We start from the raw sequence: 21,894 nt of genomic DNA on the forward strand, positions 1-21,894 counted from the left end.
CAAAGATCAATCCGCCGCTTTAGGCGACTTAATTAATATATCATTTCTGATAATCAATGTCAACAAGTTTTTTCTCATCAATTTGATGTTGTTGTTTCTCTCTTGCTGACTTGAATTAGTATACCAGCTCTTCTCTATTAATTGCAAGTACTTTTTAATAGAAACTTAATCTTTTTTTAAAAGTGAAGGAATTAAATAAAAAAATGACCGCGGGATGCCGTCATTTTAATATCTCATCAATAAATATCTGGCGGTTTTTCTCTAAATGAATAATATCGCCGGTTTCTAAGAGTTTCACAAGTGGTCTCGTGGGTGATTTATCTTCTATAAAAAGGATTTCTGCAATCTGGCCGTCAGAGAGTTTCACCAGGCTGCCAATGGAAAAAGTCATGATGCCGGAGCCCAGCGCCTGGATGGATGGAATATCAAATTTGCCGAAGCTGTCCTGTATCAGCATTTCAAGCACTTTGAACGGGGATTGTTTCCTTCTGTAGAGCCTTTGGGAAGTCATGGCATGAAATGCATCTGCAGCAGCGATGATTCGTCCAGCCTGATTGATTTTGCTGCTTTGTTCTCCAAACGGATAACCACTGCCGTCCAAACGCTCATGATGCTGAATAATGCCGATCTTAGTGCTTTCTCTTAACAAAGAGATATTTTGAACCATTTTAAAACTGAGGGTCGAATGCTTTTTAATTTCTTCAAACTCCTCGGAGTTTAATGTAGTGCTTTTGTGCAGAATGGACGGGTTTATTTTAGCCATGCCAGCATCAGCCAGGCACCCTCCCAGGGCAAGCTGCACAACTTCTCCCTTATTTAAATTCAGTTTTTTTCCTATAAATGCGCTGATCATTCCCACTGCTACTGAATGCTGGTATAAATAATCTTCATTTGTAGAAAGATGATGAAGCGAAAAGATAATGGAAGGATTTTTCTCCATTTTTTCAATCAGCGGAATCATAATGTTTCTTATTTTGGCGATATCCACCGGAAGGCCTGATTGCCAGGATGTGAATTCCCTTTTGAAATGTTGAACGCCTTTTAGAAATGTACTAATATAATTTGATTCCACTTCCTCTTCGGCTTCATCCATGTTCCCGGCAGAAGTCATTGACTTCCCGCTGACCATGGTAGTTTCAACTTCTGCTTCCTCAATCAGAAATATTTTCATAATATCCAGCAATTCCTTCGTCAGCACTGTTTTTTGGCTGATAATAGGGCGATTCGTCAAACTGAAAACATCTTCGGATAAAATACAGCCTTCTCTTAATTCCTGTATGGGTACACGCACTGTTTCCACACTCCAAATATGAGTCTTTTTTACTATTTTACTTTATTTGGACAAAAAAAAGGAACACAAATCTGTGTCCCTCAAAATTTATTGCAGTTATTCTTCGCTATTATCGCCAGTTACTTCTTCTTCTGGAAGTGAATCGGCATCTTCAAGAGGCTTTGTTAATTCTTCGTCATCTTTTTCCTCTTCTTTTTCAACTCTGGCTACAGTCGATACCGCTTCGCCTGCCTCTTCATTTATGCGGATGAGTCTGACACCCTGCGTGTTTCTTCCCATGGTGGAAATATCACTGACTGCCATACGGATTAGTACGCCGCCTGTTGTAATAAGCATAACGTCTTCTTCCCCTGTGACAGCTTTCATGGAAACAAGGCTTCCGTTCTTATCCGTGATGTTGCAGGTCTTGATTCCTTTACCGCCTCTGCCCTGAACACGGTATTCTTCGGCTGGAGTACGTTTTCCATAGCCGTTTTTGGTTACAATCAGAACTTGGCTGTCATCCTCAAGAACTTCCATGCCAACGACTTCATCACCACTGCTTAAGTTAATTCCCTTAACACCAGTTGCCGTTCTTCCCATCGAACGAACATCTTCTTCAGGGAATCGGATCAGCATGCCATGGCTGGTTCCAATAATGATCTCCTTGCTGCCATCTGTCAGACGCACTGAAATTAATTCATCATCTTCACGCAGATTTAAAGCAATTAAGCCATTATTGCGGATATTGGCAAAGGATGATAATGGTGAACGCTTGGAAATCCCCTGTTTAGTGGTAAAGAACAGGAACCAATCATCGGCAAATTCTTCAACAGGAATTATCGCATTTACCCATTCATCTTTGTCCACTCCAAGAAGGTTAATGATTGGAATCCCCTTCGCAGTACGGTTGAATTCAGGTATTTCATATCCTTTAGCGCGATAAACCTTTCCTTTGTTCGTAAAGAAAAGAATTGTATCGTGTGTGGATGTGGTAATGAGGTGTTCCACAAAATCATCCTCATTTGTTCCCATTCCCTGGATTCCCCGCCCTCCGCGTTTTTGGGCGCGGTAAGTCGAGACTGGGAGACGCTTGATGTATCCCTTATGAGTTAGTGTCAGAACAATATTCTCGCGTGGGATCAGGTCTTCGTCTTCAATATTTTCGATACCGCCTGCGACTATTTCAGTCCGGCGTTTATCGTTGAATCTTTCCTTGATCTCCGTTAATTCTTCACGGATAATTTCCAGTACTTTTTCTTCGTCAGCCAAAATAGCTTTTAATTCCGCTATAAGGGCTACAAGGTTTGCATATTCTTCTTCAATCTTTTCACGCTCCAAGCCTGTCAGACGCTGCAGACGCATGTCCAGGATAGCCTGAGCCTGTTTTTCGGAAAGATTGAATTTGGTCATTAAGCCTTCTCGTGCAATATCAGTTGTCTGTGAGCTGCGGATCAGACTAATAACCTCATCAAGATGATCAAGGGCGATCCTTAAGCCTTCTAAAATATGTGCGCGAGCTTCTGCTTTTCTTAATTCAAACTGTGTCCTCCGGCGTATAACAACCTTTTGATGTTCTAAATAATACTCAAGACACTGCTTTAAATTCAGAACCTTAGGCTGTCCATCCACCAATGCCAGAAGATTAATTCCAAAGCTTGTCTGGAGGGCAGTTTGTTTATAGAGATTATTTAATAATACACTTGCATTTGCGTCTCTTCTGACTTCAATGACAATTCGCATTCCATTACGGTCAGATTCATCACGCAGGTCGGTAATACCATCAATTTTCTTATCTCTGACAAGTTCCGCAATTTTTTCAATCAGCTTTGCTTTGTTAACCTGATATGGAATTTCATGTACGAGAATGGTCTCTTTGCCATTAGCTTTTTCTTCAATCTCTACTTTAGCGCGCAAAGTAATTGAACCGCGGCCGGTTTCATAGGCTTTGCGGATTCCGGTTCTTCCTAAAATCATTCCGGCAGTCGGAAAGTCCGGCCCAGGGATAATATCCATTAGTTCCGGAATAGTCATTTCAGGGTCTTTGCTTATCGCTAGAACCCCATCAATTACTTCACCAAGCTGGTGGGGAGGAATATTAGTGGCCATCCCGACAGCGATTCCTGACGTTCCATTGACCAGCAAATTAGGGAAACGGGCAGGCAATACAACCGGCTCCTTTTCTTCCCCATCATAGTTATCCTGATAATCAATGGTGTCTTTATTGATATCCCGTAAAAGCTCCATTGATATTTTGGACATACGTGCTTCTGTATAACGCATGGCAGCTGCAGAGTCGCCATCCACTGAACCGAAGTTTCCGTGTCCATCAACCAGCATGTATCGATAGTTAAAGTCCTGTGCCATACGCACCATTGTTTCATAAACAGCAGAGTCACCATGCGGATGATACTTACCAATTACATCTCCGACGATACGTGCTGATTTTTTATAAGGCTTATCTGAATGCATGCCGAGATCGTGCATCGCATATAGAATGCGGCGATGCACCGGCTTTAAGCCATCACGCACATCCGGAAGGGCACGTGAAACAATTACACTCATGGCATAGTCCAGGAATGATGAACGCATTTCCTGGCTAATGTTAATTTCTTTTATTTGGGACCTTGGCGTATCAGCCATTTAAAGAACCTCCCTTTTTAAGGGACCTGGAATTTACCCATAGCCTCTTAATTTGTAAAACATTTTATTAAAATATAGTCCGTTGATCTCCGCTCCAATTAACTCAGCAAATAAGATACGAAAAGCAACAAACCCTGTGAAAACCGTTTTTATGTAAAAGCAGGATAGTAAACTATCCTGTCTTTTGATCATATATCTAAGTTTTTAACATATTGGGCGTTTTCTTCAATAAAGTTTCGTCGTGGTTCCACTTTATCGCCCATTAATATTTCAAACGTTTCATCTGCTTCAATGGCATCTTCAAGGCTCACCTGCAGCAGTGTTCGTGTTTCGGGATTCATCGTTGTCTCCCACAGCTGGCCTGGATTCATCTCACCAAGACCCTTATAGCGCTGAACATTCGGCTTAGGCTGGCTGGACATGGTGCTCATTACTTGTTCAAGCTGGCGTTCATTATAGGCATATTCAATCTTCTTGCCCTGCTGTATTTTATAAAGCGGCGGCTGCGCAATGTAAATATAGCCCGCTTCTAAAATTTGTCTCATATAACGGTAGAAGAAGGTTAATAATAATGTTCGAATATGGGCTCCATCCACATCGGCATCCGTCATGATCACAATCTTATGATATCTGGCTTTTGCAATATCAAAATCTTCGCCAATCCCTGTACCGGCTGCAGTAATCATAGCCCGCACTTCATTGTTGGAAAGAATTCGATCCAGACGGGCTTTTTCAACGTTAAGGATTTTCCCTCTTAACGGCAGGATTGCCTGGAAGTGACGGTCGCGCCCCTGTTTGGCTGAGCCGCCGGCAGAATCACCCTCAACGATGTAAAGTTCTGATATGGAGGCATCTTTAGATGAGCAGTCGGCCAGTTTCCCCGGCAGGCTTGATACTTCCAAAGCACTCTTTCTTCTTGTCAGTTCACGGGCTTTCTTTGCTGCCAGTCTGGCACGTGCAGCCATTAATCCCTTTTCGACAATTTTCTTGGCTACCGACGGATTTTCCAGCAGGAACTTCTCAAGAGCTTCCGCAAAAATCGTATCAGTTGCAGTACGCACCTCTGAATTGCCAAGCTTCGTTTTAGTCTGTCCTTCAAACTGCGGGTCTGGATGCTTAACAGATACAATCGCCGTTAAACCTTCACGAACATCTTCCCCAGAAAGGTTAGCATCATTATCTTTGAATAAACCGCTTTTTCTGGCGTAATCATTAATGACTCTTGTTAGAGCCGTTTTAAATCCTGATTCATGTGTTCCGCCTTCATACGTATTAATGTTATTGGCAAAAGAATAAATATTGCTTGTGTAGCCATCATTATACTGAATGGAGACTTCAACTGTAATGCCTTCACGTTCTCCCTCAATATAGATTGGTTCTTCATGGAGAACTTCTTTCGTTCTATTCAAATGTTCAACGTACGATTTAATGCCGCCCTCGTACATATATTCATTTTTCTTATTTTCCACACGTTTATCTTCGATTGTGATGGTTAATCCTCTATTCAGGAAAGCCAGCTCACGAATACGGTTTGCAAGTGTTTCATAATCATATTCAAGTGTTTCAGTGAAGATTTCACTGTCCGGCTTAAAGTGGATGGTAGTTCCTGTGTGGTCAGTTTCCCCAATCACTTCAAGATCAGCACTTGGAACGCCGCGCTCAAACTTCTGATAATGTTTCTTGCCGTCACGATGAACAAATACTTCCAGTTCAGTTGATAGCGCATTAACTACAGAAGCACCAACACCATGCAGACCTCCGGAAACCTTGTATCCGCCGCCTCCGAACTTACCGCCTGCATGAAGAACCGTCATGATGACTTCGACTGCCGGGCGCCCCATTTTTTCATGGATTCCGACTGGTATACCACGTCCGTTATCCACTACCGTAATACTATTATCCTTTTCGATAATCACATTGATTTCAGAACAATAGCCTGCCAGTGCTTCATCTATACTATTATCGACTATTTCCCAAACAAGATGGTGAAGCCCTTTGGCACTTGTTGAACCGATATACATTCCCGGACGCTTCCGAACCGCTTCCAGACCTTCCAGTACCTGTATCTGATTCTCATCATAGGATTGTTCCTGCACTGCCTTTTGCTCCATTGCCACATCGGTCACCTGCACTTTCTATTTCACTAATCTATAAAAAAGCCTGGCATTTGGATGAGCCAAACTATAATTTTCACTGACTTGCCTCTTTCCGTAATGGATCCGGCCTGTCTTTAAAATTCATGAACACTTAGTTTATGGGATCGTTTTTTTAACGTGCCTGAGGATAGCGGAGAAAAATAGATCTTTTCTGTTGTGACGACCACAGATTTATAGGAACCCTTCGCAAGGTTCACAACTGATTCCTCCTGGCTCTCCTTATGCTCTTTTGCATACTCGGAAGCAAGGACTGTTTCTTTATCAATAATAGCGACAATATCCCTTGCCCGGACCAGCACATCTTCACCTATATGGATGTACATGCGATCACCTCACTGAATCTTCTTGATTCTCCCTGATTCCACATTGAACGCTGCTGCTTCTTTAAGTGTCTGATGGTCTATCCCATCAACGCTTGTAGTAGTGACAAACGTCTGTACTTTTCCTTGAATGGTATTCAATAAATGGGACTGGCGATAATCGTCCAATTCCGAGAGGACGTCATCCAGCAGCAGAATAGGATATTCCCCAATCTCAGAATGGATCAGTTCGATTTCAGCAAGCTTGACCGATAGAGCCGTCGTTCTTTGCTGGCCCTGTGAACCGAATGTCTGCACATCGCGCCCATTCACATGAAAAATCAGATCATCGCGATGCGGTCCAAACATAGTGACGCCGCGGTCTATTTCCCTGTTTTTCACTTTTTCGAATTTATCCTGATATACTTTAACCATTTTCGACAAATCTTGTTCTTCTGATACCTCAGCAGAAGGCTTGTACTCAATTTTCAAGGTCTCAAGCCCTCTGGAAATTCCTTCATGGATCGGCTGTGCCCAATTCTCGAGGAGTCTGAGGAACTCATAGCGCTTTGAAACAATCTTTGCAGCCATTTCAATGAATTGCTCTGTTAAAATCTCAAGCATGGTATGGTCGGTCTGCTTTTTGATCTGGAGCATTTTCAGATAGTGGTTGCGCTGCTGGAGGATTTTCTGATACTGGCTGATATCATGCAAATAGACAGGTGAAACCTGCCCAATCTCCATATCAATAAAACGACGCCTTACTTGAGGGCTCCCTTTCACTAGATGGAGATCTTCAGGCGCGAACATCACAACATTCATATTGCCGACATACTGGCTCAATTTCTGCTGCTCTATATGATTGCATTTGGCTTTTTTGCCTTTTTTGCTGATGACTAATTGCATGGGCAGGGATCCTTGCCTTTTTTGGACCCTTCCCTCTATTTTAGCATATTCCTGATCCCAGCGAATAAGATCTTTGTCATTTGATGTCCGATGGGACTTTGCCATTGCCAGCACATAGATTGATTCCATGACATTTGTCTTTCCCTGGGCATTCTCTCCCAAAATTACATTCACTTTATTTTCGAAATTGACTTCAAGCTCTTCGTAATTCCGGTAATTCTTTAACAGCAACTGCTCTATATGCATAGACGCTACATCCTTTAAAATATTAACGCTAAAAACGGCGTTTAGATGATCGTAAATTCACCGACATCCGGAATTTCGATTTTATCCCCGGTTCTTAGCTTTCTTCCCCGTCTTTGATCCTGCTCGCCGTTGACGAAGACTTCGTATTCACTCAGGAACCATTTGGCCATTCCGCCTGTTTGAATCACATCAGCGGCTTTTAAAAATTGGCCCAGCGTAATATATTCTGTATCAATTTGAATTTCCGTCATATTTTCACTCTTTCCCATTGTCCGACTTCCAGTGCTGCAGTTTTTTCTGCACTTTGGCAAAACAATTTCAGAATGGTATCTAATATTCTATTTTACTAAATAAATCTCAGATACACAAAGAAAAGTCGACTGCAGCCCGTTATTTTCATTATTCCCCTGGTGTTGGCCAATATTCTGGCGGCTTTTAAGCTAATGCAAAGAGTTTTTTCGCTTATAACCTTGTCCGTTGATTTCCGCTCCAGGATGCTCGCTTTCCGCGGGGCGTGCGTTGAGCCTCCTCGACGCTATGCGTCTGCGGGGTCTCACCTGTCCCGCTACTCCCGCAGGACTTTGAATAAGCTTCCTTGAGCAAACACCGCACGAAGAAAATGCGAATGCATATTCAAGGATCTCGCACCTTCCGCTACAATCAACTCAGTAAATTTAATACAAATAGCAACAAACTTCGCCTAAACAGCCTATTCTTTTAAAAGCTTTTTCTCGTTAAACCTCGCCACCCTCGTTCATCTGTAATAAAAAAAGTAAGCCGCCGGCACAACCGGCAGCTTTTTCTTAATAAGTTCGAACTGGCAGAATCAATTGGAGTATTGATTCATCGTTTAACGGTTTAATGATGAATGGTCTCATGGCGCCGGTGAAGCTGATGGTAATTTCAGAGCCTTCCAGTGCTTTTAGGGCATCCATCATGAATTTCGCGCTGAAGGAGATTTTTAATTCTTCGCCTTCTACGGATTTGCTCTGCACTTCTTCGACTACTTTTCCGACTTCAGGAGTGTTGGATGAAATTTCGATAACTCCGCCATCGATTGTAGAAAGCTTGACCACATTGTTACGTCCTTCTTTCGCAAGTAAAGAGGCACGGTCAATAGCCTGCAGGAATTCTTTAGTATTGACGACCACATCAGTTTTGCTGTCTGAAGGGATCAGTCTGGATGTATCAGGATAATTTCCCTCAAGCAGCCTTGAGAAGAACAGCAGATGCTCGGCTTTAAAGAGAACCTGGTTTTCAGTAATAACGATATCGATTAAATCATTGTTGTCATCAAGAATTTTGCTTAATTCACTTAAGCTTTTTCCTGGAATAACCACATTGTAAGTTTCGCTGGCCGTTGTTTCGATCTGCGCTTTTCGTAAAGCTAATCTGTGGCTATCTGTTGCAATACAGGTTAATGTGCCGTTTTCCACCTTCCAGTTTACACCTGTCAAGATAGGGCGTGTTTCTGAGGTGGACACTGCGAAAACGGTTTGACGAACCATTGCTTTTAGCAGGTCCGTAGGAATCTTAAACATTTTTTCTTCTTCAATTTGAGGCAGGTGCGGATATTCCTCAGCATCCAGGCCATTAAGATTGAATTCAGATTTACCTGAGCGGATGACTGTCTGCAAATGGTTCTCCACGCTTATCTCCACACTGTCAGTCGGAAGCTTTTTAACGATTTCACTGAAGAACTTCGCTTGGAGCACGATGGCACCAGGCTGTTTGATCTCAACAATTTCATTTCCGTCTTCTTCTTTAGGAATAAAAGATTCTATGGAAATATCAGAGTCGCTTCCGGTTAATGTAACTCCTTCTTCAGAAGCAACGATTTTAATCCCCGTTAAGATGGGAATAGTCGTTCTGCTTGTTACAGCTTTCATAACATCCTGGACGCTTTGGACCAACTGGTCGCGCTGGATTATAAATCTCATTTTTTAAATCCTCCAAGCATATTTTAATGGCGTATTGAATATATATATTTTTTATAAAAAAATAGTAGAAGTACTAGTAGGGCCTGTTAGTATGTGGATAACTGCATTTTTTGAAAGGAAACACAGCCTATCCACATGTGGACAGACTGTGTGTAAGTCAGGTCAAGTTATACACATTATACCTTGAGCAATTCATTGATTTCTTTCAGCTGCTTTTCAAATTGTGAATCAGATTGAAGCATCTTTGATATTTTTTCATGGGCATGAATGACGGTCGTATGGTCCCTTCCGCCAAATTCCTCCCCTATTTTAGGCAGAGAAAAATCGGTTAATTCCCGGGACAAGTACATGGCGATCTGACGGGGGAATGCGACAGACTTTGTCCGTTTCTTCGCCTTAAAATCCTCAAGCTTTACATTAAAATGTTCCCCAACCACCCTTTGAATTTCATGGATGGTAATGACCTTTGGCTTGGAGCTTGGAATAATATCCTTTAAAGCTTCTGCTGCAAGGTCGGCATTAATATCTTTATTTATTAAAGAGGAGTATGCTACTACACGAATCAGAGCACCCTCAAGCTCACGGATGTTGGAGTCAATCTGATTGGCAATATAAAGCATAACCTCATTAGGAATATCAAGTCCCTCCGCTTTGGCCTTTTTACGCAGTATGGCAATACGCGTTTCAAGGTCGGGAGGCGTAATATCAGTAATTAGTCCCCATTCAAATCTGGAGCGGAGACGGTCTTCCAGTGTCGGTATTTCTTTTGGAGGACGGTCACTTGAGATAATGATCTGCTTGCTTTCTTCATGCAAGGTATTAAAAGTATGGAAAAATTCCTCCTGCGTCTGTTCTTTTCCAGCCAAAAACTGAATATCATCGATAAGAAGAACATCCACATTTCGATATTTATCGCGGAAATCGCCCGCTTTGTTATCTCGGATCGAGTTAATAAATTCGTTCGTAAATTTCTCGGAAGATAAGTATACGACTTTAGCTGATGGATTATGATCTAATACATAATGGCCGATTGCGTGCATAAGGTGAGTTTTTCCGAGTCCAACTCCCCCATAAATAAATAAAGGATTATATGCCTTCGCCGGTGCCTCTGCTACAGCAAGTGAAGCTGCATGGGCGAAGCGGTTTCCGGATCCGATGACAAACGTGTCGAATGTATACTTCGGGTTCAGCATCGTTAAAGGCAGTTCCGCCTGTTCTTCCTCCAGCTTTTTCTTTTTTGGCGGAAGAGGAAGATCGACTTCTTCTTCACTCTGATTTTGCGGAATGATGAATTTCACTCCTAATTCTTCACCGGTAATGTCATAAAGAATTCCGGAGATCAGCTGGGAATAACGCTCTTCAAGCCAGTCACGGGCAAACTCATTCGGGGCCTTAACGACTAAAGTGTCTCCCTGAAGAGAATGAGCCTTTGTCGATTTCAGCCATGTATCAAAACTGGGCTTGCTGATTTTTTTCTCGATATTGGCCAGAGCATTATTCCAAAGATCCGCAATGTTTTCCAATGATATCCCTCCTTTTCCATCTAAAATTGATATCTAAATTACGTTCAAGCTCAAATGTCTTTCCGTGGACATCTCGGCTTTTTCTTTGTTTCGCGCCACAAAAACGATAGGTTATACACGCTGTATAACCCTGAAGTTTATAAATATACGAAACTGTTTATGTGGAAAATCATATAATAAGGAAGTAAAGTGGAATTTCGACAGTATCCACTGTCTGTGGACAAACTTTTACAAACCCCTTGGATAACCTGTCCACATGTTATCCACAATCTGTGGATAATGAAGATATGCACAATGATTTATTAAGTGTGAAAACACAATTATGATAACAGATAATGCATTTGACTGCAATGCTTTTTAAACCCTTATCCACAACATGCCCATCCCTGTTCATAAAAATTGTCCACAGCCTCTGGTTGTGTGCAAAACCTGTCAATATGTGATGTGGATAATGAAAAACTTGTCGAAATTTTATCCACAGCCCTGTTTTGGGGGGAATTCAATTCCAATGGACCTGGAGTGTAATGGCCCTTTTTAGTGGACGAACATCCCCCGTCCGGGAAAATTTGCAGTCTCCAAGAAAAGCTTTTACAATGGAGAAATGAGAAAAACGTGGAAAAATGAAATTTTAGGATGACATTCAGGCGAAAAGAAGGTAAACTTTCTGAGTGGGTTCTTTCAGATATGCAAAAAGAGAAAGAGCAGCAAAGAATTTTTTTATATTGTCGTACGTTGTTTTTTTATTAAATCTCAACGGACTAACTTTATAAGCAATTTATGAAAGAAAGAGCCAAAACGAATATTTTTGCCATTGAAGGCAGATTGACTTATATGCATAGTTGACAATTTTCTAGTTACATCTATATAATTAGAAAGACTGTCTTTAACAGCAATTCCTCAGGGAGGTGTCATATATGAAAAGAACTTATCAACCAAACAAGCGTAAAAGAAGCAAGGTTCATGGTTTCCGCAGCCGCATGAGCTCTCCGAACGGACGTAACGTTCTAGCTCGCCGCCGCCGCAAAGGAAGAAAAGTATTATCTGCTTAGGCCACTGAAACGTCAGTGGTCTTTTTTTCCATGTAAAGATAAATTAATTAAAGTTAGATAACTGTCTAGCTCCAGCGCCAGCCCCCTCAAGATGCAGGGGGTGACCAGGGCGCTTGCGCTTTTCGAAATAGGTGATGACATGAAAAAAGAGTTCCGTGTAAAAAAGAATAAAGAATTTCAAGAGGCCTTTAAAAAGGGAAAGTCATTCGCCAACCGCCAATTTGTCGTTTACATCTTGAGAAAAGAGGAGCAGAACCATTTTCGCATCGGGCTTTCTGTCAGCAAAAAAATTGGCAATGCGGTCATGAGGAACCAGATCAAAAGGTATATCCGCCAGGCATTTTTAGAACTGGAGGAAGAAATAAAGCCGCAATATGATCTGATCGTCATTGCGAGGAAACCGGTGGCAGAAATGGATTTTCATGAAGTGAAAAAGAGTCTGATCCATGTATTGAAGGTTTCGCGGGTTTTGAATAAACCGGGACTTGGAAATACTAAAAACTAATAATCATTATCTATCTTTATTATGAAGCACTTCATTTTAAAAGATGTTAAAATAAGATACATATGAGCGTGTCCCTCTGGCCGGGGGATAAGCAAATGAAATCCATACTATTATCAGGAGCAATTAAGGAGGAAAAAACGGTTGAAGAAACGAATATTCCTACTAATCGGTTTAGTGTTTGTGATGGCCCTTTTATCGGGCTGTACAGAAATCAACCAGCCGATTACGTCTGAAAGCAAAGGCTTTTGGAACGAGTATATTGTCTACCCGCTTTCGCTGTTTATTATTAAGGTAGCGGAATTGGCAGGCGGCAGCTATGGACTATCGATCATTATTGTAACGATCATTATCCGTCTGGTTATCCTGCCATTAATGATTAAACAAACGAGAAGTTCAAAAGCGATGCAGGCGATTCAGCCAGAAATGCAGAAGCTTCGTGAAAAATACAGTTCGAAAGACCAGAAAACCCAGCAGAAGCTGCAGCAGGAAACAATGGCTTTATTCCAAAAGCACGGTGTTAATCCGCTTGCAGGATGTTTCCCGCTAGTGATTCAAATGCCGATCCTGATCGGTTTCTACCATGCGATTACACGTACGCGCGAAATTGCAAACCATAATTTCCTTTGGTTTGACCTTGGTTCTCCGGATCCAATATACTTATTGCCTTTAATTGCAGGTGTGACAACGTTCATTCAGCAGAAAATGATGATGGCCGGCACTCAGCAAACAGGGCAAATGGCTGCACAAATGAAAATGATGCTTTATCTAATGCCGATTATGATCGTTGTTTTTGCCATTAACTTCCCGGCAGCTCTTTCTTTATACTGGGTAGTGGGTAATATCTTCATGATCATTCAAACGTATTTCATTAAAGGTCCGGACCTGAAAGCTGCAGCGGCCGGAAATGCAGGAGGAGCCAAAAAGTGAAACAAATAACTGCTACAGGACAGACCGTCAAGGAAGCAGTAGAGTCAGCTTTAGCTCAATTAAACACAACAGAAGACCGCTTAGAGATTACTATTGTTGATGAAGGTAAAAAAGGCGTTTTCGGGATTTTCGGATCCCGGCCGGCCGTGGTGAAAGCTGTGAAAAAGCCTGATCCGATTGAGGAAGCTGAAAAATTCCTCAAAGATGTCAGTGCAAAAATGGGCGTGCCCATCGAAATTGAAACATTACGTGAGGGAAAAAATGTTCAATTTACCTTATCCGGCGAAAAGATAGCTCTTTTAATCGGAAAAAGAGGGCAAACGCTCAATTCTCTCCAGTATTTGACACAGCTGGTCATCAACCGCTTTGCCGAGCAGTACTTAAATGTGGTGGTCGATGCAGAGGATTACCGGAAAAGACGCCAGGATACCCTGATTCAACTGGCTGAAAGGCTTGCTCAAAAAGCTTTGAAGACGGGAAAAGAAATTGCACTGGAACCTATGCCTTCCTATGAACGCAAAGTGATCCATACTGCTCTCGTAAATAATAAGCGAATCAAAACCTATTCTGATGGCAATGACCCGCACCGCCATATCGTCATTGCACCAGCCAGAACAAAGTAGCAAGAAAAGCGGAAGCGCCTTGTCCACCCCCGACAAGCACAAGACGAGCCTCCCGGAAAGGCGTTCTTTGCCTTTTGGGAGGATTGGCTTGTGACCTCGAGGGGGGAGGCGCTGTAGCTGGACAGTTATCAACGTCCAAAACATAAATTACTCATTACGCAAAATCCCAATCCACTCCGGATTGGGATTTTTTTGTCGTTCTTTGTCAAAGCCCCGCAAATTATTAAATCTCAATTGGTTTTATTGTTATTCACATGTGGATAAGTTAAAATAGAGCATATTAATTATGAGACGTGTGGATAATTTTTTCGCTTGCTGACGGAGAGCGGGATGTTGATAAGTAACGTGCTGAACTGATGGACAAGCCGGCAATGCGGGCTGATATGCTTTTCTAAAAAAAAGCCTTGTGATATTCTATTAATTTGGGGAATCGAAAGCATGATTCATTTTTATATAGATGGAAGTAAGAACGAAAAGAGAGGTGAATGAATTGGAATTTGATACAATCGCTGCGATATCTACGCCAATGGGAGAAGGAGCCATTGCCATTGTCCGCCTGAGCGGGGATCAGGCATTTGACATTGCGGACCTTCTTTTCAGAGGGGTAGGAGGCAAGCGGCTGAAGAATGTGGCGTCCCATACCATTCATTATGGGCATATTGTTGACCCGAAAACTGAACAGATTGCTGAAGAAGTAATGGTTTCAGCCATGAAGGGACCGAAAACCTTTACAAAGGAAGATGTCATCGAAATCAACTGCCATGGCGGACTGGTTTCCGTGAATCGCGTGCTGCAGCTTTTGCTGAATAATGGTGCACGGCTTGCTGAGCCGGGTGAATTTACAAAGCGCGCCTTCTTGAACGGACGGATTGATTTATCACAGGCAGAAGCGGTCATGGATCTGATTCGCGCCAAGACAGACCGGGCTATGAACGTGGCACTTGGCCAGATGGAAGGAAGGCTGTCAAAGCTTATTCAGAAGCTTCGGCAGGAAATTCTGGAGATCCTGGCTCACGTGGAAGTCAATATCGATTATCCCGAATACGATGATGTCGAGGAAATGACCCATCATATGCTGATGGAGAAGGCTTCTTATGTAAAAAAAGAAATCGAAAAGCTCCTTCAAACCTCACAGCAGGGGAAAATACTGCGTGAAGGACTTTCCACGGTCATTGTCGGAAGGCCAAACGTTGGGAAATCTTCCTTATTGAATAGCCTTGTTCACGAAAATAAGGCGATTGTGACTGATATACCGGGCACCACCCGTGATGTTATTGAAGAATATGTGAATGTCAGAGGAGTGCCGCTCCGTCTGGTGGATACAGCCGGCATTCGTGAAACGGAAGATATCGTAGAACGGATCGGTGTCGAAAAATCGAGGCAGGTATTAAAGGAAGCAGATTTAATTTTGCTCGTGCTCAATTACTCGGATGATTTGACGTCTGAGGATGAAAATATATTTAAAGCAGTCGAAGGCATGGATGTCATTGTGATTGTCAATAAAACCGACCTTGATCAAAAGATCGACATGAATCGCGTCCGCGAGCTTTCGAAGCATCATAAACTGGTTACAACCTCTTTATTGGAGGACCAGGGTGTCGACGATCTGGAGGAAGCCATTGCCTCTTTATTCTTTGCAGGCTCCATCGAAGCCGGGGATATGACGTATGTATCCAATACCCGCCATATTGCTCTATTGAATCAGGCGCAAAATGCCATTGATGAAGCGATGCAGGGTGTTGAGATGGGAACGCCTATTGATATTGTGCAGATTGATTTGACAAGAACATGGGAGCTGCTTGGTGAAATTATTGGCGACAGCGTCCATGAAAGCCTGATCGACCAGTTATTCTCTCAGTTCTGTTTAGGAAAATAGATGATTTAAGCAGGCTGTATCAGCTAACGCAGCGGAAATAGATTTTTTTAACTTTTGCAATCGGCCGGTCCAGCCTCTGCTGAGCTTGGGTCTGTGCTTGCCTGATTGCAGCAAAGGAGGCCGCATCATGACATATGAAGCTGGAAGTTATGATGTCATAGTAGTCGGAGCCGGACACGCGGGTGTGGAAGCAGGCCTTGCTTCGGCCCGCCTCGGCGCAAAGACATTAATGATTACAATCAACCTGGATATGGTAGCCTTTATGCCTTGTAACCCTTCAGTAGGGGGACCTGCAAAAGGAATCGTCGTAAGGGAAATCGATGCCCTTGGCGGAGAAATGGGCAAGAATATTGATAAAACGCATATTCAGATGCGTATGCTGAACACAGGAAAAGGCCCAGCCGTACGTGCATTAAGAGCACAGGCCGATAAGTTCACATATCAGCATGAAATGAAAAAAACACTGGAAAATGAACGGAACCTGACGCTTATTCAGGGAATGGTTGAACGTCTGATTGTTGAAGATGGAGAATGCAGGGGCGTTGTCACCCAGACAGGCGCCGTGTATCATTCAAAAGCGGTCGTCATTACGACCGGAACCTTCTTAAGAGGAGAAATAATCCTTGGTGAACTGAAGTACTCAAGCGGCCCTAATAACCAGCAGCCATCCATTAAGCTCTCAGAGCATCTGCAGGAGCTTGGCTTTGACCTGGTCCGTTTTAAAACTGGAACGCCGCCGCGCGTTAACAGCCATACCATTGATTACAGCAAAACGGAAATCCAGCCTGGCGATGATGTGCCAAGAGCTTTTTCCTATGAAACAACCAAGTATATTACAGACCAGCTCCCTTGCTGGCTGACATACACAAATGCTGAAACGCATACCTTAATCGACAATAATCTTCATCGCTCGCCAATGTACTCCGGCATGATAAAAGGAACTGGTCCGCGCTATTGCCCGTCCATTGAAGATAAGGTTGTCCGCTTTAACGATAAGCCGCGCCATCAAATTTTCCTTGAGCCTGAAGGCCGCAATACTCAGGAAGTATATGTGCAGGGGCTTTCAACAAGCTTGCCTGAGGATGTGCAGCAGCAGATTCTCAGAACGATCCCTGGACTTGAAAAGGTGCAGATGATGCGTGCCGGCTATGCGATTGAATATGATTCCATCGTCCCAACGCAATTATGGCCGACACTGGAAACCAAAAAGGTGAAAAATCTCTACACGGCGGGCCAGATCAACGGGACATCAGGCTATGAAGAAGCTGCCGGCCAGGGATTAATGGCAGGCATGAATGCCGGATTGAAATCGCTGGATAAGGAAGAAGTCATTTTAAGCCGTTCAGATGCCTATATTGGCGTCCTGATTGATGACCTTGTAACCAAAGGAACGAATGAGCCTTACCGTCTACTGACTTCAAGAGCGGAATACCGTCTGCTGCTTCGCCATGATAATGCCGACTTGCGTTTAACGGAGCTTGGCCGCAAAGTCGGTCTGATCAGTGAAGAACGCTATGAAAAATTCCAGCTGAAAAAGCAGGCGATAGAAGACGAAAAAGCACGTCTGCAAGGCATCATCATCAAGCCTACTTCTGACGTTCAGGAGCTGATCAAAAGCCAGGGCGGAAGCGAGCTGAAAGACGGCATCCGCGCCTCAGATCTTCTGAAGCGTCCGGAAATGACGTATGAGCATATCGGGCAGCTCGTTCCGGCTGAAACTGCGCTTGATCCGGATGTAACCGAGCAGGTGGAAATCCAGATTAAGTATGAGGGCTATATTGAGAAGTCCCTTCAGCAGGTAGAGCGTCTGAAGAAAATGGAAAACAAAAAGGTCCCTGAAAACATCGATTATGATGATATTAATGGACTGGCTTCCGAAGCAAGACAAAAGCTGAAGGAAGTAAGGCCGCTATCTCTTGCACAGGCTTCGCGAATTTCCGGAGTTAATCCTGCCGATATCTCCATTTTGCTTGTTTATTTAGAGCAGGGGAGAATTGCACGGGTTTCAGCTGAGTAAAGAGGAAAATCCGATTATGTCAGAGAACGGAAAGGATTACTAAATGAATACCGAACAATTTACTGAAATGCTGGCGGCGAAGGGGATTGCCCTTTCGCCACAGCAATTGCAGCAATATGACACCTACTATTCCACTCTGGTGGAATGGAATGAAAAAATGAATTTAACAGCCATTACGGAAAAGGAAGATGTGTATTTAAAGCACTTCTATGACTCCATTAGCGCGGCTTTTTACTTTGATTTCAGCCAGCCGCTAACGGTCTGTGATGTCGGGGCGGGGGCAGGCTTCCCGAGCATACCGATTAAAATTGCTTTTCCGGGTTTACATATTACGATTGTTGACTCGCTTAATAAGCGCATTGGTTTTCTGGAGCATTTGGCGAAGAAGCTTGGGCTTGAGAATGTCCGCTTTATCCATGACCGTGCGGAAACCTTTGGACAGAACAAGGAATACCGCGAGTCTTTTGATGTTGTGACAGCAAGAGCTGTAGCCAGATTATCCGTTTTAAGCGAGCTTTGTCTGCCGCTGGCGAAAACTGGAGGCACATTTGTGGCCATGAAGGGTGCCAGTGCAAAGGAAGAACTGGATGCCGGCAAAAAGGCAGTCTCGGTGCTGGGCGGAAAACTTGTGGATTCCCACACGTTCACGCTGCCTGAGGAAGAAAGTGAGCGCAATATTCTAATCATAAAAAAAGAAAAGAGCACTCCTAAAAAGTACCCGCGAAAGCCGGGGACACCCAATAAAACACCAATTGAATAGGGTGCGCAATTTGCCATTGTATGACATAATGGTGTAAACGTTTCGATTTTTCCAGATATTTATCGCAGTCTAACGGGCAGTAAGACTCCCCTTTGTAAGAAACAGTGGAATCGAAGCAAGATTAGCGGGAGTCCAACTGCCCGTAAGGCCCGATAAGAAGAACAAAGACTAAAAACGCCACATCCTGTGGCAACGTCTTTGTGACCCACTTCCTGTGGGCCTCAACTAACAATCAGTGGGGGATAATGTCTCCCCACTGATTGAAGTTTCACTTTATATTGCTCCTGTCCGGCAGGATTTGTCATGATGATAGAGAATATGTTATAGGGAGTTTCGTAAAGGTGGTGCAGGGTGATGAAGCATTCTTTCTCACGCTTTTTTGGCCTAGGCGAAAAGGGAGAACAAGTTACAGCGGAAAAACCAGCAGAAGAACAGCTGGATATTGTTGAAGACTTAAGCGACAGAGAAGAAGTTAAGAAAATTCCTATTGATCAAATCGTCCCCAACCGTTTCCAGCCAAGAACGGTGTTTGATGATGAAAAAATAGAAGAGCTTTCCCGGACTATCCATACGCATGGAATCATCCAGCCAATCGTCGTACGGGAATTTGAAGATGGCCAGTTTGAAATCATAGCAGGTGAACGCAGATACCGGGCCATGAAAAAACTGGGCTGGGAAGAAGCTCCTGCTATTGTCAAAAATCTTAGCGATACCGAAACGGCTTCAGTAGCTTTAATTGAAAATCTTCAAAGGGAAGAATTGTCACCGATTGAAGAAGCTGTTGCCTACGGAAAACTTTTAGAGCTGCATAGCCTGACACAGGAAGCATTGGCACAACGCCTTGGAAAAGGCCAGTCAACCGTTGCCAACAAGCTTCGGCTGCTGAAATTGCCGCAGCCTGTCCAGGATGCATTGCTAAACAAATCAATCACAGAGCGGCATGCCCGTTCACTCATCCCGCTGAAGGACCCGGAGAAGCAGGTCGCCCTGCTTCAGGAGATTGTGGAAAAGAATCTCAATGTGAAGCAGACGGAAGACCGGGTTGTCAAAATTCTCGAACAGAAAAATCCAAAGCCGAAGCCGAAACGAAAGGCTTTCAGCAAGGATATGAGAATTGCGGTCAACACGATCAGGCAATCTTTATCCATGGTTTCTGACAGCGGCATTAATCTTGATTCTGAAGAAGAAGAATTTGATGAATTTTATCAAATCACGATCAAGATTCCTAAAAAGAAATAATTTTTTTTACGCGAGAAATAAAGCGGGGGCTCCCCGTTTTATTTTTCGCGTTTTTTTTGAAGGACGATAAAAAGACTATTAGAATCTTCTTATTTTTTACAAAAAAATTATTCTGCCCTGTTTTTCGTGATAAAATAGACTACGTGATTTAACGATACGAATAAATTCGCAGATAGATAGATTGGAATATTGATAGATGAAAGCAGGTGACACTGTGGGCAAGATTATAGCCGTTGCGAACCAGAAAGGCGGAGTCGGCAAAACGACCTCTTCCGTCAATCTTGGCGCATGCCTGGCATACATAGGCAAGAAAGTGCTGCTGGTCGACATTGATCCGCAGGGCAATGCCACAAGCGGAATCGGCATTGAAAAAGCGGATGTCGATCATTGCATCTATGACGTCCTCGTGGATGATGTGGAAGCATCCAAGGTCATTAAACCTACTTCGGTAGAGAACTTATACGCCATCCCGGCAACCATTCAGCTGGCAGGCGCAGAAATAGAACTGGTGCCGACGATCTCACGGGAAGTCAGGTTAAAGAGGGCTCTTGAGGAAGTAAAGGCAAACTTTGATTATGTGATTATCGACTGTCCTCCTTCCCTCGGATTACTGACGATAAATTCGCTGACCGCTTCGGATGCCGTAATCATACCCGTGCAGTGCGAGTACTATGCACTGGAAGGGCTGAGCCAGCTTCTGAATACGGTTCGCCTTGTGCAGAAGCATCTGAACCATGATTTAAAAATTGAAGGCGTTCTGCTGACAATGCTTGATGCCCGTACAAATCTTGGCATTCAGGTCATTGAAGAAGTGAAAAAGTATTTTCAGGATAAAGTCTATAAAACAATCATCCCCCGCAATGTGCGTCTGGGAGAGGCTCCGAGCCATGGAGAACCTATCATTACTTATGATCCGAAGTCACGCGGAGCTGAAGTATATTTAGAACTGGCAAAGGAAGTGGTTTCAAATGGCTAAAGGTTTAGGAAAAGGTCTGAATGCTTTTTTCAATAATGCTGAAACCGAAAGTGAAGAAACCGTACAGGAAGTAAAAATAAAGGACATTCGTCCAAACCCTTATCAGCCGCGCAAGGTGTTTGAAAAGGAAGCCATCGAGGAGCTGAAGCAATCCATCCTTGAACATGGAATACTGCAGCCGATCATCGTCCGCAAAAGCATCAAGGGCTTTGAAATTGTAGTTGGGGAACGCCGCTACCGGGCAGCAAAAGAAGCCAACTTGGAGAAAGTTCCTGTTGTTGTAAGAGAGCTGACTGAACAGCAAATGATGGAGCTGGCTGTTCTTGAAAATCTGCAGCGTGAAGACCTAACGCCGATTGAAGAAGCGGCTGCGTACCAGCTGCTGATGGAGAAGCTTAAGGTGACACAAGAGGAATTGGCCAAGCGCCTGGGAAAAAGCAGGCCGCATATTGCCAACCATGTTCGCCTGCTATCCCTTCCTCCGAAAATTCAAGGATTGATTTCAGACGGCAAAATTTCCATGGGACACGGAAGAGCGCTGTTGGGGCTGCGAAAAAAAGAAAAACTGCAGGCACTTGTTGAAAAAACAGTTAAAGACGGCTTAAATGTCCGTCAGCTTGAACAGCTGATTCAGCAGCTGAACGATGTTTCACGTGAAACGAAAAAGCCGGCAGTTCAAAAGGATATCTTTATTAAGGAACGCGAATCCTCCCTCAGGGAACGGTTCGGAACGACCGTCCATATTAAACAGTCCAAAAACAAAGGGAAAATTGAGATTGAATTTTTCTCAAAAGAAGATTTGGAACGCATTATGGAGCTTTTAGAAACACATCAGTAAGCCATCTTTATGATGGTTTATTTTTTTACAGGATTCCATAAAAAAGGATTGTAGGCTCAGGCCTTTCGTGGTAATTTTAATAGAAAATAATTCGCATTGCG

At 43.3% G+C, this 21,894-nt stretch carries 18 protein-coding genes; 10 read left to right on the forward strand and 8 right to left on the reverse strand.

The features are described from left to right. Positions 1–220 precede the first annotated feature (220 nt). From CE058_RS03495 to dnaA, 8 genes are all read right to left on the reverse strand, one after another. A complete protein-coding gene (locus tag CE058_RS03495) occupies positions 221–1,291 on the reverse strand; it encodes an HD-GYP domain-containing protein (protein ID WP_163140298.1) in 1,071 nt (356 codons plus the stop codon). A 96-nt stretch (positions 1,292–1,387) separates the two neighbouring features. Beyond that, positions 1,388–3,913 (reverse strand): DNA gyrase subunit A, encoded by a 2,526-nt coding sequence (gyrA, locus tag CE058_RS03500; RefSeq protein WP_048010195.1) that lies wholly within the window; start codon positions 3,911–3,913, stop codon positions 1,388–1,390. 188 nt (positions 3,914–4,101) lie between these two features. After that, positions 4,102–6,024, reverse strand: a complete 1,923-nt coding sequence (gyrB, locus tag CE058_RS03505) for a DNA topoisomerase (ATP-hydrolyzing) subunit B (protein ID WP_163140300.1) — start codon at positions 6,022–6,024, stop codon at positions 4,102–4,104. 119 nt (positions 6,025–6,143) lie between these two features. After that, entirely contained in the window at positions 6,144–6,392 is a 249-nt protein-coding gene (remB, locus tag CE058_RS03510; protein ID WP_048010197.1) for an extracellular matrix regulator RemB, read from the reverse strand. A 9-nt stretch (positions 6,393–6,401) separates the two neighbouring features. After that, entirely contained in the window at positions 6,402–7,520 is a 1,119-nt protein-coding gene (recF, locus tag CE058_RS03515; RefSeq protein WP_048010198.1) for a DNA replication/repair protein RecF, read from the reverse strand. A 41-nt stretch (positions 7,521–7,561) separates the two neighbouring features. Further along, positions 7,562–7,789, reverse strand: coding sequence for a S4 domain-containing protein YaaA (gene yaaA, locus CE058_RS03520; protein ID WP_396021376.1), 228 nt, complete (start codon positions 7,787–7,789; stop codon positions 7,562–7,564). A 534-nt stretch (positions 7,790–8,323) separates the two neighbouring features. Then, positions 8,324–9,460, reverse strand: coding sequence for a DNA polymerase III subunit beta (dnaN, locus tag CE058_RS03525; protein WP_048010199.1), 1,137 nt, complete (start codon positions 9,458–9,460; stop codon positions 8,324–8,326). A 176-nt stretch (positions 9,461–9,636) separates the two neighbouring features. After that, on the reverse strand, positions 9,637–10,983 hold the full coding sequence (dnaA, locus tag CE058_RS03530; RefSeq protein WP_163140302.1) for a chromosomal replication initiator protein DnaA: 1,347 nt from the start codon (positions 10,981–10,983) through the stop codon (positions 9,637–9,639). 914 nt (positions 10,984–11,897) lie between these two features. Here dnaA and rpmH point away from each other — a divergent pair. The 10 genes from rpmH (at position 11,898) to CE058_RS03580 (ending at position 21,793) form a co-directional block, all read left to right on the forward strand. After that, on the forward strand, positions 11,898–12,032 hold the full coding sequence (gene rpmH / locus CE058_RS03535) for a 50S ribosomal protein L34 (RefSeq protein WP_019382473.1): 135 nt from the start codon (positions 11,898–11,900) through the stop codon (positions 12,030–12,032). 139 nt (positions 12,033–12,171) lie between these two features. After that, positions 12,172–12,537 carry a ribonuclease P protein component gene (rnpA, locus tag CE058_RS03540; protein WP_048010274.1) on the forward strand — a complete coding sequence of 122 codons (366 nt, stop codon included), beginning with the start codon at positions 12,172–12,174 and terminating at the stop codon, positions 12,535–12,537. Positions 12,538–12,678: 141 nt separating this feature from the next. Then, a complete protein-coding gene (gene spoIIIJ / locus CE058_RS03545; protein ID WP_163140304.1) occupies positions 12,679–13,464 on the forward strand; it encodes a YidC family membrane integrase SpoIIIJ in 786 nt (261 codons plus the stop codon). Further along, positions 13,461–14,087, forward strand: a complete 627-nt coding sequence (gene jag, locus CE058_RS03550) for an RNA-binding cell elongation regulator Jag/EloR (protein WP_163140306.1) — start codon at positions 13,461–13,463, stop codon at positions 14,085–14,087. Before spoIIIJ ends, jag begins: the two co-directional genes overlap by 4 nt. A 457-nt stretch (positions 14,088–14,544) precedes the next feature. Next, on the forward strand, positions 14,545–15,963 hold the full coding sequence (gene mnmE, locus CE058_RS03555; RefSeq protein WP_204260509.1) for a tRNA uridine-5-carboxymethylaminomethyl(34) synthesis GTPase MnmE: 1,419 nt from the start codon (positions 14,545–14,547) through the stop codon (positions 15,961–15,963). A gap of 127 nt (positions 15,964–16,090) precedes the next feature. Further along, positions 16,091–17,980 (forward strand): tRNA uridine-5-carboxymethylaminomethyl(34) synthesis enzyme MnmG, encoded by a 1,890-nt coding sequence (mnmG, locus tag CE058_RS03560; protein WP_163140308.1) that lies wholly within the window; start codon positions 16,091–16,093, stop codon positions 17,978–17,980. A gap of 43 nt (positions 17,981–18,023) precedes the next feature. Continuing rightward, the gene (gene rsmG / locus CE058_RS03565; protein ID WP_048010204.1) at positions 18,024–18,740 is read left to right on the forward strand and encodes a 16S rRNA (guanine(527)-N(7))-methyltransferase RsmG; all 717 of its coding nucleotides are present in this window, start codon (positions 18,024–18,026) and stop codon (positions 18,738–18,740) included. A 354-nt stretch (positions 18,741–19,094) separates the two neighbouring features. Continuing rightward, positions 19,095–19,979, forward strand: a complete 885-nt coding sequence (noc, locus tag CE058_RS03570; RefSeq protein WP_035328309.1) for a nucleoid occlusion protein — start codon at positions 19,095–19,097, stop codon at positions 19,977–19,979. Between the two features lie 214 nt (positions 19,980–20,193). Then, on the forward strand, positions 20,194–20,955 hold the full coding sequence (locus CE058_RS03575; RefSeq protein WP_048010276.1) for a ParA family protein: 762 nt from the start codon (positions 20,194–20,196) through the stop codon (positions 20,953–20,955). Continuing rightward, positions 20,948–21,793, forward strand: coding sequence for a ParB/RepB/Spo0J family partition protein (locus CE058_RS03580; RefSeq protein WP_048010206.1), 846 nt, complete (start codon positions 20,948–20,950; stop codon positions 21,791–21,793). The genes CE058_RS03575 and CE058_RS03580 overlap by 8 nt, the downstream gene beginning before the upstream one ends. Positions 21,794–21,894 lie beyond the last annotated feature (101 nt).

The sequence above is a fragment of the Bacillus sp. 22-7 genome, assembly GCF_010628845.1.
Taxonomy (GTDB): domain Bacteria; phylum Bacillota; class Bacilli; order Bacillales; family Cytobacillaceae; genus Cytobacillus; species Cytobacillus firmus_B.

What these genes read in the sequence shown, in the direction of transcription:
- dnaN (WP_048010199.1), bottom strand. Translation starts at nt 9,460, where the DNA reads ATGAGATTTATAATCCAGCGCGACCAGTTGGTCCAAAGCGTCCAGGAT.
- remB (WP_048010197.1), bottom strand. Translation starts at nt 6,392, where the DNA reads ATGTACATCCATATAGGTGAAGATGTGCTGGTCCGGGCAAGGGATATT.
- rsmG (WP_048010204.1), top strand. Translation starts at nt 18,024, where the DNA reads ATGAATACCGAACAATTTACTGAAATGCTGGCGGCGAAGGGGATTGCC.
- rnpA (WP_048010274.1), top strand. Translation starts at nt 12,172, where the DNA reads ATGAAAAAAGAGTTCCGTGTAAAAAAGAATAAAGAATTTCAAGAGGCC.
- gyrB (WP_163140300.1), bottom strand. Translation starts at nt 6,024, where the DNA reads ATGGAGCAAAAGGCAGTGCAGGAACAATCCTATGATGAGAATCAGATA.
- mnmG (WP_163140308.1), top strand. Translation starts at nt 16,091, where the DNA reads ATGACATATGAAGCTGGAAGTTATGATGTCATAGTAGTCGGAGCCGGA.
- rpmH (WP_019382473.1), top strand. Translation starts at nt 11,898, where the DNA reads ATGAAAAGAACTTATCAACCAAACAAGCGTAAAAGAAGCAAGGTTCAT.
- gyrA (WP_048010195.1), bottom strand. Translation starts at nt 3,913, where the DNA reads ATGGCTGATACGCCAAGGTCCCAAATAAAAGAAATTAACATTAGCCAG.
- recF (WP_048010198.1), bottom strand. Translation starts at nt 7,520, where the DNA reads ATGCATATAGAGCAGTTGCTGTTAAAGAATTACCGGAATTACGAAGAG.
- noc (WP_035328309.1), top strand. Translation starts at nt 19,095, where the DNA reads ATGAAGCATTCTTTCTCACGCTTTTTTGGCCTAGGCGAAAAGGGAGAA.
- CE058_RS03580 (WP_048010206.1), top strand. Translation starts at nt 20,948, where the DNA reads ATGGCTAAAGGTTTAGGAAAAGGTCTGAATGCTTTTTTCAATAATGCT.
- mnmE (WP_204260509.1), top strand. Translation starts at nt 14,545, where the DNA reads ATGGAAGTAAGAACGAAAAGAGAGGTGAATGAATTGGAATTTGATACA.
- yaaA (WP_396021376.1), bottom strand. Translation starts at nt 7,789, where the DNA reads ATGGGAAAGAGTGAAAATATGACGGAAATTCAAATTGATACAGAATAT.